The following is a 16,778-nucleotide window of genomic DNA, read 5'->3' on the forward strand; positions in this document are numbered from 1 at the left end:
CGACGAGCAGGACCCTCCGGCCATCCCCTTCGAGGTCGGCTTCCGGGCGATATCTCGCGGGAAGCTCCAGCTGACCGCCTCCGGGCGGATCGCTTACGGAGTCGCGGCCGGGCAGGGCGTCGATTACCAGTCCAGTCTCGACCCGGCGGACAATGAAGTGGTGACGACCAATGACCAACTGCTGTTCTCGGTAAAGGACCTGCGAACGGTGCTCGACCAGCAGCGAGCCGAAGCCCTGAACGAGATCACCACGATGCAGCCCGCTGAGTTTCTCGCGTGGAGCGAGGCCGAGCTGAACGAACAACTGATGAGCAAGTACTCCGTGACGCTGCCAGTTCTTGAACGGCACAACGCCTTTATGGCGGACGGCGTCGAGGACACGGTGGCAACCGTGCGGGGCTTTCGTCCGCAGTTCGGTTATGAGGAGATCGCGACCATGGTCGTGCTGGTCGCTCCGTTTGAGGGCGACGCTCCGGTGTTCAAGTACCGAGCCACATCATTCACCCTCAACCCACCACGTGGTGAACATCGAGAGCGTGAACTTCGTCTTACCTGGCGCGGCGCCCACACAGGAGCGCGAGATGCCGACGCCATCAGGGCCTACTTCGATGAACAACTCGACCGAATCGAGCAACATCTCGTCTGGTCGCGCTCCGACATTAATCAGTACCACGACGAGCTCCGCCGAGCTGTTGCAGACGCGGTGAACAAGCGAAGGCTCAAGTTCCTGACCGACCGCGAACTCGAGTCTGCACTCGGCTATCCACTGCGGAGACGCCCGGACGCGGCCGTCTACGACGCGCCGATCAAGCGACGCCAGTTCACGCCCGCTCGTCCTTCGCCGAGCGCTGGGGCTCCCCGACCAGAGCCGTTTCTGGCGGACGAGCAGTACGAGGAGGCACTGCGCGTGCTCCGCAGCGGGCGCAACATGCTGGAACGCAGTCCGAGCCTCACGGCCACGCTCGATGAGGAGCGAATCCGCGACGTACTACTGCTGTTGCTCAACGCACAGTTCGAGGGCGCAGCAGTTGGGGAGGCGTTCAACCGAGCCGGCAAGACAGACATCTTGATCCGCAGCGGAGATCGCAACGTATTCATCGCCGAATGCAAAGTCTGGCACGGTCCGAAGACAGTTCGAGACGGCCTAGATCAACTCTTCAGCTACCTAGCTTGGCGCGACACCAAGGCGGCGCTGATCTTGTTCGTCCGGGCGGGCGAACCATCAACGGTCATCGAGAAGGCCATCGCCGAGATCAGGAGCCACCCCAACTTCACGACGGTCGGCATCACCAGCGACGCCGAACGATATGACTTCCTGATGCACGCCGGTGGAGACGACCACCAGCAGATCCGACTCGCTCTCCTACCCTTCGCACTGCAGGATCGCCAACCCTGAACAGACTGGTGGCGCTTCCGACTCGAGCTGGGTTCTCGGCATGGCGCAACTTCTGCAGGTGGGCGGCGCAGAACTTTGCTGTGAGCGGCTTGGCTGCTAGTCCCAGAGTGCCAAGGTTCTGTCGATGGCTGGGTTCTTGTATGCCGTGTGCCAGGTGAGCACGCTAGGTGTGTCAGGCAACGGCACGAGACCGAGGTGAGTATGCCAATGTCGAGTGAGGCGCTCCTGCTCGGCATTCCACAGCTCGGTCTGCTCGAGCGTCAGTTCACGGTGCTCCGGATCGAGGCCGCGGACCGCATCACGTCGCTCGAGCGGAGCGGCCTTGGTGGCCACCATGCTCATGGAATGGTCGAATAGCTGAATGCTCTGTGCGGCGGCCCACGCGCCAAGCAGATGCCCGCGCAGCACAGGCGTGACCCGCGCCAATCGCAGCAGCAGGACCGCGTTGGTCATCATGGCGTCCGGCCACGCGACGGTGACATCGCGGCCCCACATGTCGCTGTCGTCCTCACGGTCGGCGACAAGCGGGCCAACCAGCGACTCCAGGTCGCCTGCGAGCTCATCAGCCGCATCCCACAGATCGAAGCCGGTCTGGATGACGCGCCGACTGCCGAGCGGCGGACCTTCCAGCCGAGCGACCAACAGCGTCTGGTCCCCGACCCGCGCAAAGCCGTCGTCATCAACGTGTACGCCGTGCGCCGTGAGCGCGGAGTCCAGCCGGCCCGTCGCAGTGCCGAGATGCTGGGAGACAGCTGTGGGAAGCGCGTCGTCGTCCTCGTCCCACCGAACCCCGACCCTCACCTGCCATTCGTCGAACCCAGCAAACCAGCTCTCGCTGCGACCGAACTCACCCTGTACGTCGATAACGGCCTCATCTGGCCGTGGGAGCCGCAACACATTGGCGCTGCAACACGATGGCAGCTCATCCTCAAAACGCACCCGCACTCCCTCACCCATATCCGCAGCTTACTGCCGCACGCTGTGCGACGCCTCCCGTCAGGAACTGCAGCGGGCAGGATGCTCATGCCGATCAGGTTCGGCGGGAGACGTGCCCGAACAACTCGGCAAGAACTGCTCGGACGTGCGATCGCGACGGTCCTCCACCTGCGCCGCGATACGCCCGTCCGGGAGGCGACTCAGCCGTCGGCGATCTCTCGGAATCCACCTGAGCAGTACCAGATATTGTCGGCAGCCGCTTCGTAGAGTGCGGTCATCCAGGAGTTGTTTCGGGGCCTCGTTCGCCATCTCGCCATGGCGAGCAGGTGCCCTCGTACATCGGGGGCACCGCCGGCATCGAACGCAGTCTCGAGCTGGCCGGCGATCCCGACCAGCTCGTCCGCCGACTGGACCTCGTACACCCTGGCGAGCTCGAACACCTCGAAATGGTGCTCCACTCGGGACGTCAGCAACGGACTCCACGAGCTCGGCGGACTCACGAAGAACTCGACGTACCAGTCCGGCAGGTCGACGACGAGGCGTGCTCTGAGCCAGCGGCCGTCGTCGATGTCGTCGAAGTACGGGTGGAGCGTCTGCTCGCCATACGAGGTCGGGGCTCGCTCCCCCTTGATGTAGTTGCAGTCGGCGCAGACCGGTAGCAGGTTGCTCGGCGCAACCGCGAGATAGGGGTAGACGGCCTTCGGAAGGTGATGGTCGATCTGCCGTACCCGCCCGACACCGCACAGGGGGCACTTGACGGCTGCGTTGCGTATGGTGTCCCGGACCTCCCGCCCGGGCTTGTCCGGCGCCATACGTTGCTCGTACATGTTGACGAGGTCCTTGGCATCTGATGCACGTGCCTTCGGCGGGTTGAACTTCGCGCGATCCAGTAGGTGCAGCGACGCCGCGCGGCAGGCTTCCTCGTACTGCTCGGTGGCGGAGACCACCGGATCCTCGTAGTACTCAAGGACCCTCAGCTTGGCAGGACTGATCTGGTCGCTGATGCACAGGCTGAAGACAACCCGCACCTCGAGCTGCGGGCGCTCGACGGGCCACATCAGCGCTGCTGCCGAAAATGACGAGCGGCCGCGCGCGCCAGCGCATGACCCTCGGCGCCGAGGTTTCCCCGGAACGCCAAGACGATCTCCTCATAGGAGAGACCTTCGCCAGCCAGGTCCTGAATGAGCTGATGGAAACCGGACCGCCGAACCTCCAGGCCGAAGATCTCCCGGGTGATCACCCCGACGTTCTCTCCGAACGTCTCGATCTCCGGATGATCGACCCGAACATCGTCCCCCACTCGGCGCAACGCCCAGACAGCGCTACGCGGTGTCTCCTGCAACACCACCGGAGAATGAGTCGCGATGACAGCCAGCCCATTGCGATCGAGCATCAGATCGGACAACGCCCGGAGCAGCGCCGACAGGAGCGGCGGATGCAAGTGGGCCTCCGGCTCGTCGACGAGCACCAGCGTCCGTTCAACCGTGTTCTGAACCAGGCACGCCAGCGTGAGCAACACGATCTTGTGACCCGAACTGAGGCTAAGGAAGAGATCAACCGCAGCCGGGTTCGGTAGCTCACTGGATCGGAGGTACTCGTCACCCGCGAGGTCCCGGATGCGCACGTCGCTGAACAGGGCATCGGTCGCCTCCAGAGTCGCGAGCGCGGCGGCCCAGCGCTTACGCCGAGCGGCAGTGCCCGTTAGACATTCCTGGACAGCAGCCTCGAAGTCCGCAGCAAGGTCCGAGTATCTCTTCGTTCCCCCGCCAGTCGGGTGCTTCAAGCCTATGTATGTGTAGCTGACGTCTGCGCTCGGTCGAAGCGGCTGTTGTGGGTCGAACGCGCTGAAGGAGACAGTCACCAGGTTCGTAAAGGGATGTTGCCGGTGGTTGCGGCGGTCCTCCAGCCTGCTCTTCGGAGGAAGAAGGCGCCCGGGAGCCAGCACCGTGCTGGCAAGCCTCTCGAGCAGCCTCGTCTTGCCGACGCCGTTGCTGCCGATCAGCGCGTGAATGTTGTTCGGCGGCTTCGCGTTCGGATCGACGGCGAAGTCGAAGACCACGGGCGGACCGTCGTCATCCGGCTCCTGCTCATACCGAACGTTGAATGCCGACTGTGTCGGTCCGCCGTGGGCGATGCGATGCAACTGCTGCTGCACAGTCTCGGGCAGGAGCTCGCGCAGGAGTGAGGTTTCCATCGCAGGTTGGCGCAGGGCATCCACGAAGATCCGCAGATCGTAGGCCGAGTCACGGAGCGCGGCGAGGACCTCCACCCGAGTCTGCTCGGACACCTCGTCCCGCAGTTTCACGTAATAGTTCTCGTCGGTGCCCAGAGAGAAGTAGCCGACGCCCAACCGATCGAACGTGCCAGGTATGGACACCGCCCCCTGCTCAAGCCCGTCCGAAGCAATGCGCACGCTGCCGATACGAACCTGCACCGTGCCGTTGCTGCACCACAGCCAGAACTGCGTGCGGAACCCGAAATCGTTCCAGTTGTCGCTGACCAGGTAAGCGCCTGGCGCGTTTCTGGGGGGCTCTTCTCGCGGCGGCAAAACCGTAAACAACACTCGCCAAACCCTACCTGGCACTCGTACTTGCCGGTGACAAGGACGCCGCCGCAGCGGCCAGCTGACAGGCCGCCGGAACGCCGACGGCAAGCGTTCGCACTCCAGGCTGGGCTAGAACTCGACCCTGAAGACCGGCGCGAACGACTCGCTCGTGGGGCGGACGCCTGCGATGCGATCGAGTCGATAGCTGCGCAGTTGCCCCCGGTCGTTCACGACGAAGAGAACGATGTTGCCGTCTCGCGTGCGGCGGAAACCCAGCTTGGGCTCGGTCGATTTCCTGTGCAGCCCGTGGGTCCGGACCGTGTTATCCTGGCCGACTTGCCTCATTGGCGAGAGCGTCGGGTCCAGGGGATTCGGAGCCCGTCCATCGATTCCGCGGCCACGTGATCTCGCGGTATGGACGCTGGACCGCAGAGACCTGAGATCGCGCGTCTGCCAGGCCGTTGGCCGCGACATCACCCGCGAGGAGTGGAGCACCTATGTCGGGTCGAAGGTGCCCTACACACCCGTGTGCCATTGACCCGTGCCGATGGTGACGCCGGCCCCTGGTTGCGTCAGTCGTGGTCGAGGAACGTGACAACGTTCGGCTGTGCGTCGGAGAGCGCCCTCGCGAGCTCTCCTCTCCGGTCCACCGCCCGCGGCGACGTGGTTTGGATATGTCATCCGATGCACCGAGCTTCACGGACAGTTTCGGCGGATCTCGCGATCCGCAGAATCGGCAAATGGCGCTGCTGGAACGCGAGCCGACCGGTCGGAGGCCGGAGGCGTCGCGAGCACGCCGAAGCTTCGCGTGCACCGGACGTACTACCAGCCTCCCGAACGGTCGGGTCCCGCCGACAGCCGAGGAAGCGATCGCTCCGGCTGATCTGCGCGGCCTACCGAAAGCCCACCGAACCGCCCTGCTGGAGCTGGTAGAACTCGCTGGCTTGCGATCTGTGGCGGATGAGCTGGCCGGGTTAACCGCCCACACCTTCCGGAAGACCATGGCAACCAACTCGGAAGCGGCGGGTCAAACCCCTCGCCAGGTCACCGACCAGCGGGGTCACGCTCAAACGAGTCAGGAGGTCGTCGTGCTCCTGCCGATCGAATGACTGGGATAGGTTGCGTTGCAGCAAACGCGTCTCGGACGGAAGGTTATGGGATATCGAGACGACCTTGTATGGGAGCTGAAGCGGCTGGAGACCGACGTCCTGTACAGCGAGAAGGCACATTTCGCTTCGGCGGAGCACTACCGGGTGCTGCACTACGTCCTCGGCGGCTTCACCGCGGTGGCCTCAGCGCTGGCAACCACGACCGCACTCAAGGAGCGCAGCGGACTTGCAGCCTCGCTCGCTCTGGCGGCAGCTTTCACGGCGGCTCTCCTGACCTTCCTGAAACCTCAGGGCATCGCCGAGCGGCATCGAACCACCGCGCGTCAACTCGGAGACCTCAAATTCCGGATTCGCCAGGCGCATCAGCTGGACGGCCACCCTGGCTCCGGCCGCACTGACGAGGACCTGCGCGAGCTCATCCGACTCTTCACCGCCGAGAAGCAGCAGATCCACGCCGACGCGCAGGCTACAGGTCCTTTCGCGTTCTGGCGGGCTCAGCGCAAGATCGATGCCGGCCACTTCAGCTACGACAAACGATCGCAGAAGGTCGCCCAACGCCGACCGTCAACGGGCCTGAGTCTGGCGCATGGCGCCGCAGTCGGTAGTTGACCGCCAGAGTGCTGACCTCGTGCTCCTCGTCGGGGTCACAGCCGAAGAAGGTCAGGTCGCCGAGCGTCCCGATCTACTGAACCGAATGCTTCAGCAGCAGGTGCGCCGACTCGTGAGTTCCAGGCACGCCGCTGTCGGCGCCGACCTCGCTAGCAGCATCGGCACCTTTCGTGATCCGCACAACGTTCGCAAGGCGGTCCGTGGCATCCGTCGGCCACTCGGCAGCCAACGGCGGCAGGAACCTGGGCGCACCCTTCGGGCTCTGAGGCTCCAGGCTGGATTGGTCCATGCCGACGCCATCGAGAAGCTGAGCTGGCGCAAGACTAGCGTCAGCCTCGTTAAGGCGAGCCACGTCGCAATCACGCAGGCCGAAGTCATGGCCCTCGCCGATCTATGCAAGGTCTCCGGACGATGTCTTCACGAGCAGCATCAGCAACCACCGAACTCGCCGGCCTCAGATCGCTCGCACGCCCCGTCGCCTAGGCCAGTTCGTCGATGGCGGGCCATCTGGCCCAGGCATCCCAGCTTGCGTCGACGATCGAGTTTCTGGGCGGGTGCTTCTGGTCGTCGTGCACCTTCGTCAACCACCCGCGGAGGCCGTTCTCCGGTGAGAGGGCACCGAGTAGCTTTGAGCCGGCCTCTTCGTCGTCTTGTAGCCGCGCGACCGCGTTTTCGAGCTCGTGCGCCCACGCGTGCGAGATCGGAAGGACCGAGCTGTCCAGGCACGCATCACGTAGCGTTTGGCGCAGGTGATATGGCTCAAGGGTGACGATCAGGCCTCGAAGGGGTCTGTCGTGCGGGATGTCCGCGAAAGCTGGATGGCGGTCGATGATCTTCTGTGCGGACCGCTCCAATTGAACGACCGCGTCGCGAATCCGGCTGCGGGCGTCGGCCCATCCTTCATCGCCCCCGGCGCGGTAGTCGAGTGAAGGACGCGCGCACTTGACCTCGACCAGAAGGACAACTGAGTCCGTGATGATGAACCAGTCGCAGCTCTTGGCGTCGCTTCCCTCCAACTGATAGCTGATCTCAGGCAGAACCTGCGCGTGCCTGACGAACCGCCACTGGTCCCCGACGTACCCCTCGAACGTCGTTCCGAGCGGACCGGTGAACTTGCTCTTCCACTCAGCCTGAGCCACGTACCACAGCCCTGTCGATGTCACCCTATCGATCAGCAGATGAGGGGCTGGACAGACCAGATCGTCTCCGAGCGAGACCAAGGGATAGGCCGTTAGGGAACTGAAGGACCACTTCTCCCGGCCGGGTAGCTCGCCGACGCGAATCAGAGACCGGTGCTCATCGGCGGTCCTGCTGAACAGTCGATCGACGATAGCGAACAGGTCGTCTGGGCTCAGGGGCTCCCAGATGGCCTTCACGTGGTCAGCCTTCATGACTTCGCGAGAGATCGCTCCTCCGTTTTGCATGACCGCGACGTGGAGGGCAAAACCAGTGCGCATGAAGGTATCGAGGTCGACACCAAGTAACTCCTCCCACTGGTGGGCGGAGGGCATGGCGGGGTTGCGAGCGGCGTAATCCTGGAACAAGCTGTGCGCCCGTGAGAGATTCTCCATCGGAGAGTACTGCTCACCGAACTGCTCGAACGCGATCCGGGTCAACACGGCCTCGACATCGGTACTGCCGCCGTCGGCCAGCGCGGGATCGAGAACGTCGATGTACTCAGAGCACAGCCGAGCGAGCTGGCTGGCACCGGCCACGTGCCGATTCCTACGCCGCTTGTCGGTCCCCTCAGCGAGAGCAGCGCGCGCGACGCCGGCGAGAGTAACCGGGGTTACCGGCACGCTGATTGGACCACGCGCAGCCCGCTTGTGAGCTTCGCGGACCGCTTCTGCGGCGATGATCCGCAGCAACTCCTCCCGTGGATACCTCGCCACCAACCTCGCAAACTCCCGATACGTGGGACCGATGTACGCAGCCATAAACCGATCTTCCCGTACTCGGCAAACAGATTCAGGCCGCCTCCTAATTTGACCGCAAAGCCGGCTATGTATCCACGCGCCGAAGCCCTACTTCCCGGTCAAGAACACGACCGCGACGGCACGACGCGTACGCTCCGAGCGGCGATGCCACACTTCAGCCTCGCGTTCTTCGCGATCTTCAACATCCGGCCCGTGGTGAATGAGATCACCAAGGTGTTCACCGCCACACTCGGACTCAGCAAAGAACGCCCACGCTGCGCAGGCAAGCCATTGGTTGTCGGCTCCACCACCTACACCCTTCCGAGCCGTTACCTCTCGAAGAGCGACGGCGTGCTGTGGCCATGTCTGCGCGCCGACGGACAGAACGTCAGCGTCGACCTCGTCGCGGCATCCGGCCTGCTTTACCTCGTTCGCGTGTCACCGAAGGCGTCACTGACGTACGGAGGTATTACCGACTTCGGCAAAGCCACCATCCTGTCCCTCTATCGAGAGCTGATCCACAACGCGCCCTACACCCAAGGTCTCTTGGTGCCCGGCGCGACGATCTCCTACTCCTTCAAGGGATCAACACTGCCCGGCACGATCGCGGCTCGCGTCGCCGTCGGTACTCAGTTGGCGTTGTCGGCGGTCTGGGGCGCCCAGTGCCTGCTCACGATCTTCGGTAAGAAGATCGAGCTCCTTGAGAAGTTTCAGGTTCTCAGTTGCATCGGCGATGTCGTCGAGGCAGCGACACCGCCGGAGGGGTTCCCGAGCGGCGCGGCCCTCGGCGGCGTGCTGAAGGCCGCGACCTCCTGCGGAGAGCAAGTGATCAAGGCTGAAGGCGGCGTTGTCACAACACTGGTCGCGAGCATCCTCAGCGTCCTGGCCGGCGGTGCAGGACTGGTGATCTCCGGTCTCCAGGGAGCGGTCCGAACCGGGCTGAGACACGACACCACGACGCTGCAGATCGGCCGCACAGAGTCGGCGTCGCTGGCCGATTCACCGTTCGCCGGTGACTGGTTCGTCCACGGTGGAAGCCTCGAGATCCGGGCAGGCGGTACTGCGACGCTCGGCTACCGCTACGGAACCTGCACCAGTAACCCTGACGAGGACTGCCGAGTCGAGCAAACCCTGGCTGCCCGACTGTCCACCGACGGCAAGACCCTGACGATGACAGTGCGCAAGGTCAATTACCTCGCATATGTCGACTAGACTCCGCGAGTCCTCACCGACCCGCCGCCGGAGCTTGTCGCGAGCAGCGAACAACCTGGACGACCGGGCGGTACCGCTTCACGGCGCCGAACGTCATCAAGAACATCGACCGCGACGAAAACGAAGGCAACCCGTACTTCTGCAACGTCGACAACCCACCCGCCGACAACGGACCGTGCGGAGCCTGATCCTCGAAGTTGTGATCATCGTTCCAAGTCGGCGAGGAGTTGGCGGCTGAGGGACAGGCGTTGGGCGTACGACGGATCGGCGGCGGCCAGTTCGGTGTACAGGGCGACGGCTTCACGCGCCGGTACGAGGGCGGACTGTCGTTGGCCGGCGGCGATGATGACCTGGACCAGTCGGAGGGCGGCGTCGGCCTGGAGGGGCTTGTACGCCGGATCGGCCGCAGCCAGCGTCGTATAGATGTCGTGGGACTCCTGGCCGCCAGCGATGGCGTCCAGGAGGACATTTCCGGCCTGGCGACGGTGCGGAGGTTGCCGAGGGCCCAGGCGAGCATTGGCTGGTCGGCGAGGGCGCGGTATAAGGCGACTCCCTCCTGGTCCGCCGCGATTGCTTCGTCGTACTGCTTGGTCCGGACCAGGAGTCCGGCGAGTACGACGGCGGCCTGTGCAAGCGTCGCCTGGTACGCGGGGTCTGTCGCAGCGAGGTCCGATAGATGCCGCAGGCTTCGTTCTGAGCTGCGGATGCCTCGGCGAAGCGGGCGGCCGAGTTGAGGCAAGCGGCGAGGTTCGTGTACGCCCGCCCGGTCAGGTTCTGATCGCCGACCTCTCGGCAGACATCGCGATCAGGTTGGGCGGGCCACTGCTCTGGAAGGTCGACGAGACGATAGCCGATGCCGCAGCCGTGCGGCCGTGGATCGCGGTGCCCGCCGGTGGGATCCGGTCCCTCGGCTATCTCGAATGCTCCGCGCGAGGCATCCTACTGATCGAGAACTCCGAGCCGTTCGAGCAGGTCTGTCGTCAGGGCGGCATCACCGATCGCTGGCTCCACAACCTCGAGCGAGCGCTCTCCCAACTGGTCTCCGCTGTGGGGATGGAGGTCGAGTTCTGGCGCCAAGGCCAAAGCTTCATCAGACTGCCGATCAACTCACCAAGGCGCGTCGCGCGGCGGTTTCGATGAGTGCGAACGGCCCAGAAGTGCTCCGCGAACTTGCGGAAGCAATCGCCGTGACAGGTGACTGCTGCGAGCAGGAGACCTTGTACATGCAGGTACTACCGACCCTCCAGCATCCCCTACGTGCGCTGGAGTCAGCGCCGAGGTGACTCACCGCAGACGACAAGCACATAACCATCGCCGCCTCGTCACACGCCAGGAGCCCGACATAGCCCCCCCACCTCTGGCCAGCTCGGCCCGAACTACCAGGGGGTTGTCATCGTCGCGAGCGATGCGGTCAATCGGTGTGCTGGGCCAGAGTAGGATTCCCGGCAACGACTAGCGCATCAACAATCTCTTGCCACACAGGCTCCGCGGATGTGTTTGCGACATGGTGTTTCATGTCGACCAGCCAGCCGGTCAGCAGGAAGCTGCCACGTGCCACTGTGTCCGCCCTGGGCAGCACCAGTGCCGCGAGCCATTCCAAGCCGGGACTGATCTGGTCGATGGTCGGCATCGCCCGCAACGTTGAGACCAGCGCGTCGACACAGCGTGGCCGCCCCACCGCGAGTGTGAGCCATGCCTGCATCTGCGGCTGCCAGTCCAGCAGATCAGGCCAGCGAATCGGGTGGCCGGCACATTCACGATAGAGGTACCCCACACCTGTTGGGCACGGTTCCGGGATCAGCTCGGCCAGGAACGAGCGTCCGATCGAATCATCGAAGGAAGCATCGGGTATCGGCAGATCGAGCTCGAGGACATGGTCGACCAAGCGGGGCCAGACTCTGCGTCCCGCAGCGGCAGATTCGGTAGTCTCTTCAGCCGCCGCGGTCAGCGCGCGCAGCAGCGACGCCAGCAGTTCCTGGTCACCCGAGTAAGCATCAACGACCTTCAGTAGCGCCGACAAATCATCATCACCTGCCAGCCGCAACAGGGCACGGGCGGTCTGCAACATCGAACTCCCCCGCTGGTCGTATCGCCAGCCCAGATGCCGTAAGCACCGTGTCTGCGTGCCGAGTACCTCGGCGAGCAACGCCCTGGCTTGTATGCTGATGCAAGTGACGGTGACGGCGGCGACGCCGAGGGACCGGATCGGTGCATCGAGTCGCTCAAGGTAAAGTTCGCCGTCAGGTACTTGCCGGACGGAGTCGATGATCGGGTCAGCCAGCATCAGGATGGTGCGCTGCCTAGCCTTCAAGTCGTAGGGACCGAGCCGGCAGTCGCGCAAGGTCTGGATCGTCAACTCGAGTGCCAGCTCGTGATGACACGGCGCCGATTCGCACGGCGCACGCCACACTGGGTCCAGAGCTCGGGTCAGGTGAACGCGTGTCTCGCTGAATCCAGCTGCGGCGAGCTGCAGCGCCGCCGCTCGAATTCTCACCGGCCCGGGTGCCCGCCCCGGCAATCCGCATTCGTCCCGCAAATCCTTGGCCGCGGGCAGCAGCAACAACGGCACAGCGTCAGCAGCGGCCCGGTCCATACGGTTGTCGAAGTAGGCGTTCTCGAAGCCATCGGCCTCGTACTGCTCCGCTACCGCCAACACGGCTTGCACCGCGAACGCAACGGCTGGTTCCGGCAGTGGCAAACCGTCGACAAGGTGTCCTCGCAGCGCTGCCGCGCAGACCGCTGTCACCGCGCTGTGCGGGTCGATCTGGCCGCCCGACAAGTTGTCGAGCAGATCGCCGGCAGCTTCGAGATCTGCAGTGAGTTCTGCCGCGGTGAAAGGCTCGGTCGTGCCGGGCACCCCGAAGCGAGGCATCTCATAGCGGGCAAGAAGCCTGAGCGCCTGCGCGCTGCGCTCCTGTTCCGCCCGCGCGGCATCCAAGGTCGCCTTCACCTGCGGCGGCGGAATGTGCTCAACAACCATCTCTCGGTCGACCGTGCTCACCTTGTACTGCTCTCGGTCGAGCATTCCTGCCCACGCCCTCACATCAGCTCCGTACTGCTCCTCGTCTAGTTCGTCGCCACCTTCCGCGGCCCGATGCGGTACTTGCTTATCGAGCCGTTCGGCCTTCTGAACCAATTCGTGTCCCAGCGCCCTCAGCTCACCGGCACGGGTGTCGTCAGCCATCACCACTAGTGCCGCCGCTACATCGCCGGCAGTCCAGTCACGGCGACCGGGTTCGACCACGCCGGCGGAATCAGCAGCAAGACCGGAATGCTCGCCGGCCGCCCGTGCGAATTCGAGCCTCCACACCAGCGGCTCAGCCAGGAACGGGTCGAGCTCCCGGCCGGCACGGTCGAGGTGGCGAGTCAGGACTCCGAATAGGAGGCCGGGCATCGCGAGGTTCCGGCAGTCCTGGAGCAGCAATCTGGTCAGACGTTGTGGCGTGACGCCATCCTGGAGGGCCAGGTCGCAGACAAGTTCGAGCGCTAGCAGCGCACTGGTGCACGGATAGGGACCGATGCTGGAGCCGCGGTACCAGGCCCACACCTGATCGTCGCCCGCATAGGTCGCCGCCAGTCCGCTGATCGACAAGACGTGGTGCTGCGCGATTCCCACCACAGTGAGTCTCGGGCCTGGGGTTGACGCGATGCCCGTCATCGTCTGCGCGTGGATGCCGGCGGCATGGTCGAGAATCTTGTTCACTACGGCGATTCCCCGCAGCGGATCATTTCTCAGCAGCGCCATGAATGGCCCGCGATGCGGCCCTGCCATCGGCACTATCGATGACCGTGATGCGTGGCGCCGTACTCCGTCATCTCCGAGTCCGGATCCACCTCGTTGGTCGATGTAGTAGGCCTCGGCCAGCATCGACAACAGCTCGGTGCTGTAGCTGGCCAGAGCCCGTCCTGTGTAGCGTTCCTCGATCGCTGGTGCCAGGTGCCACGGCGCGTCCCGGGCGACATCGTGCAGAATCTGTTCGGCGTCGCGATCGAGGTCGGGGCCGAGCAAGGCGACCAGCTCGAGCAGCGCCGGATCGAGGATCTCCTCAGGAACCCGCTTAAGCTCAGGCTGCGGCCCGTAGCCACCGGCCCCGTGCACGGAAGCGTCGAACTCGGCTAGCCGTGCCTCGAACTCAGTGTCTGCCGCGACCTGTTCGGGCGACCGTGCCGCCTGCGCGTCCGCCTCGCCCTGGATGGTCGCGGTCAATCGAACCCAGGCGTCCGCAGCGGCAGCAATCATCTGGTCTCGCAGTCGGATCCGGAGCAGGTGCCCGGCAGGAGTCTCGTCGGCGATCAGGCCCGCTAGCCAATCACGTAGCACGTTGATCTGCTGCCGGCCGCCAGTCCAGGTGACCGGCTCGTCGAGGAGCAGGGCCATGACGGGTTCGGCGATCACGGGGTCGATGGTGCCGTCGGAGCGACGATGACGCTCCAGCAACAACCGCAGTACCCGGCTCAGACCGGCACCCTCACCGGCCCGCAGCGCGGGCCAGGCAGCTGACAGCACCGGACCCGGGGCAGTGATGGTCAGCAGAGCCTCCGCCGGTACATCACTCCAGCGCAGGCTACCCGTCACAGCGATGGTGGTGAACGCGTCCTGGATCGCGGTGAACGCTGCGGGTTGCGTCGCTGCGGGCCGGGTCAAGATGATCTGGCAGGCCAGCCGCGCGGCCGGTAGTGCCCAGCGTGGCGCTGCGGCCCGTGCCAGCACTCCCGCGGGATCTCCATCGGCGGCCAGCACCATTGCGACCGCGTAGCGGCGGATCTCGTCATGAGCGAACTCCGGCAGGAGCGCGAACATCTGCTCGGTCGCCGGCCGCAAGATCCCCTCTCTGCGCAGGCTTGCGATCGCGGCCGTGTCCAGGCGTCCGAGCACATCCATCGCCGGCAAGGACAGCAGCGACGCGCGCGCCAGCTCCAGCAGTACCCGTTCCCGAGCATCCGGCGAGATCGTTCCATCGAGGCGCTCATGGCTGCGCACCAAGCCACTCCACACGTGCCGCAGCGCGTCGACATCGCTCATCGGTGCACTGGCCGCCTCGCTGCGGATCAGCAGGTCGACCACGACCAGCCGGCGCAGCAGCTCCCGCGTCCGGGGAACGTTCAGCAACGACTCCAGCTCCGGAAATTCATCACCGATCGTGTCCAGGTCGGCATCAGAGAGCCCTTCGACCGGACACATCGCGACGCTACCGCTGCCGTGCTCGGCCAGCAGATCCCGAACGATCTCGGAACAGTCGGTCGCGCACACTGCCACCACCGTCACATCGGCCGACGCAGCAGAACGAACCAAATAGGTGAACATCTCGCGCCGGCCTTCTTGCACAGCGTCGGCGGCGTCGATCACGAGGAGGCGCTGTCCGGCAGCTAGGTCGCCCAGCAGCGCATCGACCCCGCCGCCCAGACGGGATTCGAGCTCCAGCGGCGACTGCGGAAGGTGCCGCAGATTCAGGCTGAGCGACTCGGCCTGGACCCCGTCGCAATTGGTCTCGGCCGCCTCCAGCACCAACGTGCTCTTACCGACCCCCGACGGGCCGTGGACGACGACACTGCTCGCGTCACTGCACGCAGCGATCACGGCAGCCTTGTCGTCGCTGCGGTCAAGTCGCCAGCTGCGCTCGCCACGACCAATTCGGCCGCTGGCCGCGGCTCGCGCCTGTGTTTGCAGCCGTCCGACAACCTGCCAGCTCCGTCCGCGAACAGCACCTGGCTCTAGCAACCCGGCCACGGCTCGAATCAACATCGTCTTGTCGACAGTCGCGGCCGCGGGCGCGTACTGAGCCGCGAGCACCTCGAGTCGCTCGGCCAACGCCGCGGCACCCGCAAGATCGCCACCGGCAGCAACGCCGACCAACGTGTTGGATACGTCTGTCCAGTCGGACTCGTCCGGCGATTCCAGTCTCGGCATCAGCACCCACAGCCGCGACAGCAGCATCCAGGTGCTCCGTTCATTGTCCGCTGCGACAGCCTGGTCAATAGCCAGGTCGGTCTGGGCCAAGCGCACCAGTTCCCTCAGATGCTCCAACCGGGTCACCAGCTGCGCGTCGAACTTCGCCGGCGTGTCGAGCAACGCGAAGAAGCTGTCCGGATCGGCCTGGTCACGGGCATGGTCGGTCAGGGTGGCCAGCTGCGCAGCATGCTTTTGCCAGCCCGCAACCGCGAGGCCGAGACGTTCCTCCCGGCCATCCGCTTCGCCCGCCGATAACATCCTCAGGTAGTCGCCGATGAGCTTGCGGGTGTCGGAGTCTGCCGACGTGATCTGTGGACGGCGTCGGACCGCGATGGCAAGCCGCAGACTGGGTTGAAGCTCACCCGACCGGGCCGCAAACACCACGAGATCGTCGATCGCCGACAGGTGTGCCTGCTGTAGCGCGACCCTGACCACCGCGCGTCCCTCACCCAACTCCGGCGCAGCACGGCCCGTCAACAGCCGTGCGAGGTACACAGTGTCCAGCCGTCGCTCCAGGCTCACTCCGCCACCACCAGCGGCGTACGGGCTGGCAGATGCCGCGCCCGGCCGCACGAAACCCCCACCCCCGGCACCGGCCTCGTCGCGATCCGTCGCGGGTGACCCGGACCCCTGCCCGGGAACGGCGCTAGTCACAGCTCAATGATGGTCCATGCCACCGACAAATTGTCGGAAGCATCCGAGAGGTGCCGCAACGACCGGCGTCGAGCCCAGACTTTCGGCACAAGCTCAGCACCAGCCGGCGCAGACGCTCTCCAGTCCATGATCCCTACATCCGGTGTCGCCGACGCCGCACCGAGGTCGGCATCTCACCAAGGCCGAACCGCTCAGCGAGCCGTCGGCCGGCAGGCGCAGCACACCTCTTTACGCACCTCAATCGGCGCGAGAGGATGGTCAGCGATGAGAACCGATGTGTACGAGATCGCCCCCGAATCGCTTACCAGTAAGAGCTTTCGCTCATCACCGGCAATCCTTGATCAACGTCGGCTGGAAATCAGCGGGTTCGGGGTTCGAGTCCCTGGCGGCGCACAACAGTCCAGGTCACCAAGGTGGCCTGGGCTTCTTCATGTCTGCAGGTCACCTCTTA

The 16,778-nt window shown here is 64.8% G+C and carries 10 protein-coding genes; 4 read left to right on the forward strand and 6 right to left on the reverse strand.

What is annotated here, in order from left to right; genetic code table 11:
- Positions 1-160 precede the first annotated feature (160 nt).
- A complete protein-coding gene (locus AB0L70_RS40600; RefSeq protein ID WP_363692259.1) occupies positions 161-1,396 on the forward strand; it encodes a hypothetical protein in 1,236 nt (411 codons plus the stop codon).
- A gap of 96 nt (positions 1,397-1,492) precedes the next feature.
- On the opposite strand, the gene AB0L70_RS40605 is transcribed toward AB0L70_RS40600, so the two are convergent.
- The 4 genes from AB0L70_RS40605 to AB0L70_RS40620 form a co-directional block, all read right to left on the reverse strand.
- Entirely contained in the window at positions 1,493-2,353 is an 861-nt protein-coding gene (locus tag AB0L70_RS40605) for a hypothetical protein (RefSeq protein ID WP_363692260.1), read from the reverse strand.
- A gap of 179 nt (positions 2,354-2,532) precedes the next feature.
- On the reverse strand, positions 2,533-3,390 hold the full coding sequence (locus AB0L70_RS40610; protein WP_363692261.1) for an HNH endonuclease signature motif containing protein: 858 nt from the start codon (positions 3,388-3,390) through the stop codon (positions 2,533-2,535).
- Positions 3,390-4,895 carry an AAA family ATPase gene (locus AB0L70_RS40615; protein ID WP_363692262.1) on the reverse strand — a complete coding sequence of 502 codons (1,506 nt, stop codon included), beginning with the start codon at positions 4,893-4,895 and terminating at the stop codon, positions 3,390-3,392. The genes AB0L70_RS40610 and AB0L70_RS40615 overlap by 1 nt, the downstream gene beginning before the upstream one ends.
- 111 nt (positions 4,896-5,006) lie before the next feature.
- Positions 5,007-5,222, reverse strand: a complete 216-nt coding sequence (locus AB0L70_RS40620) for a hypothetical protein (protein WP_363692263.1) — start codon at positions 5,220-5,222, stop codon at positions 5,007-5,009.
- An 809-nt stretch (positions 5,223-6,031) separates the two neighbouring features.
- Here AB0L70_RS40620 and AB0L70_RS40625 point away from each other — a divergent pair.
- On the forward strand, positions 6,032-6,595 hold the full coding sequence (locus tag AB0L70_RS40625) for an SLATT domain-containing protein (RefSeq protein WP_363692264.1): 564 nt from the start codon (positions 6,032-6,034) through the stop codon (positions 6,593-6,595).
- 479 nt (positions 6,596-7,074) lie between these two features.
- Here the strand turns inward: AB0L70_RS40625 and AB0L70_RS40630 are convergent, their stop codons facing one another.
- A complete protein-coding gene (locus AB0L70_RS40630) occupies positions 7,075-8,532 on the reverse strand; it encodes a hypothetical protein (protein WP_363692265.1) in 1,458 nt (485 codons plus the stop codon).
- Positions 8,533-8,676: 144 nt separating this feature from the next.
- On the opposite strand from AB0L70_RS40630, the gene AB0L70_RS40635 reads away from it, so the two are divergent.
- On the forward strand, positions 8,677-9,723 hold the full coding sequence (locus AB0L70_RS40635) for a hypothetical protein (protein WP_363692266.1): 1,047 nt from the start codon (positions 8,677-8,679) through the stop codon (positions 9,721-9,723).
- An 810-nt stretch (positions 9,724-10,533) separates the two neighbouring features.
- Entirely contained in the window at positions 10,534-10,863 is a 330-nt protein-coding gene (locus tag AB0L70_RS40640) for a hypothetical protein (protein ID WP_363692267.1), read from the forward strand.
- A 271-nt stretch (positions 10,864-11,134) separates the two neighbouring features.
- On the opposite strand, the gene AB0L70_RS40645 is transcribed toward AB0L70_RS40640, so the two are convergent.
- Positions 11,135-16,195 (reverse strand): hypothetical protein, encoded by a 5,061-nt coding sequence (locus AB0L70_RS40645; protein WP_363692268.1) that lies wholly within the window; start codon positions 16,193-16,195, stop codon positions 11,135-11,137.
- Between the last annotated feature and the right edge of the window lie 583 nt (positions 16,196-16,778).

Source organism: Kribbella sp. NPDC051952, assembly GCF_040680855.1.
GTDB lineage: Bacteria > Actinomycetota > Actinomycetes > Propionibacteriales > Kribbellaceae > Kribbella.

Bases quoted from the DNA above. Each gene is read 5' to 3' on its own strand.
- AB0L70_RS40605 (WP_363692260.1), bottom strand. From the start codon at position 2,353: ATGGGTGAGGGAGTGCGGGTGCGTTTTGAGGATGAGCTGCCATCGTGT.
- AB0L70_RS40610 (WP_363692261.1), bottom strand. From the start codon at position 3,390: ATGTGGCCCGTCGAGCGCCCGCAGCTCGAGGTGCGGGTTGTCTTCAGC.
- AB0L70_RS40620 (WP_363692263.1), bottom strand. From the start codon at position 5,222: ATGAGGCAAGTCGGCCAGGATAACACGGTCCGGACCCACGGGCTGCAC.
- AB0L70_RS40625 (WP_363692264.1), top strand. From the start codon at position 6,032: ATGGGATATCGAGACGACCTTGTATGGGAGCTGAAGCGGCTGGAGACC.
- AB0L70_RS40630 (WP_363692265.1), bottom strand. From the start codon at position 8,532: ATGGCTGCGTACATCGGTCCCACGTATCGGGAGTTTGCGAGGTTGGTG.
- AB0L70_RS40635 (WP_363692266.1), top strand. From the start codon at position 8,677: ATGCCACACTTCAGCCTCGCGTTCTTCGCGATCTTCAACATCCGGCCC.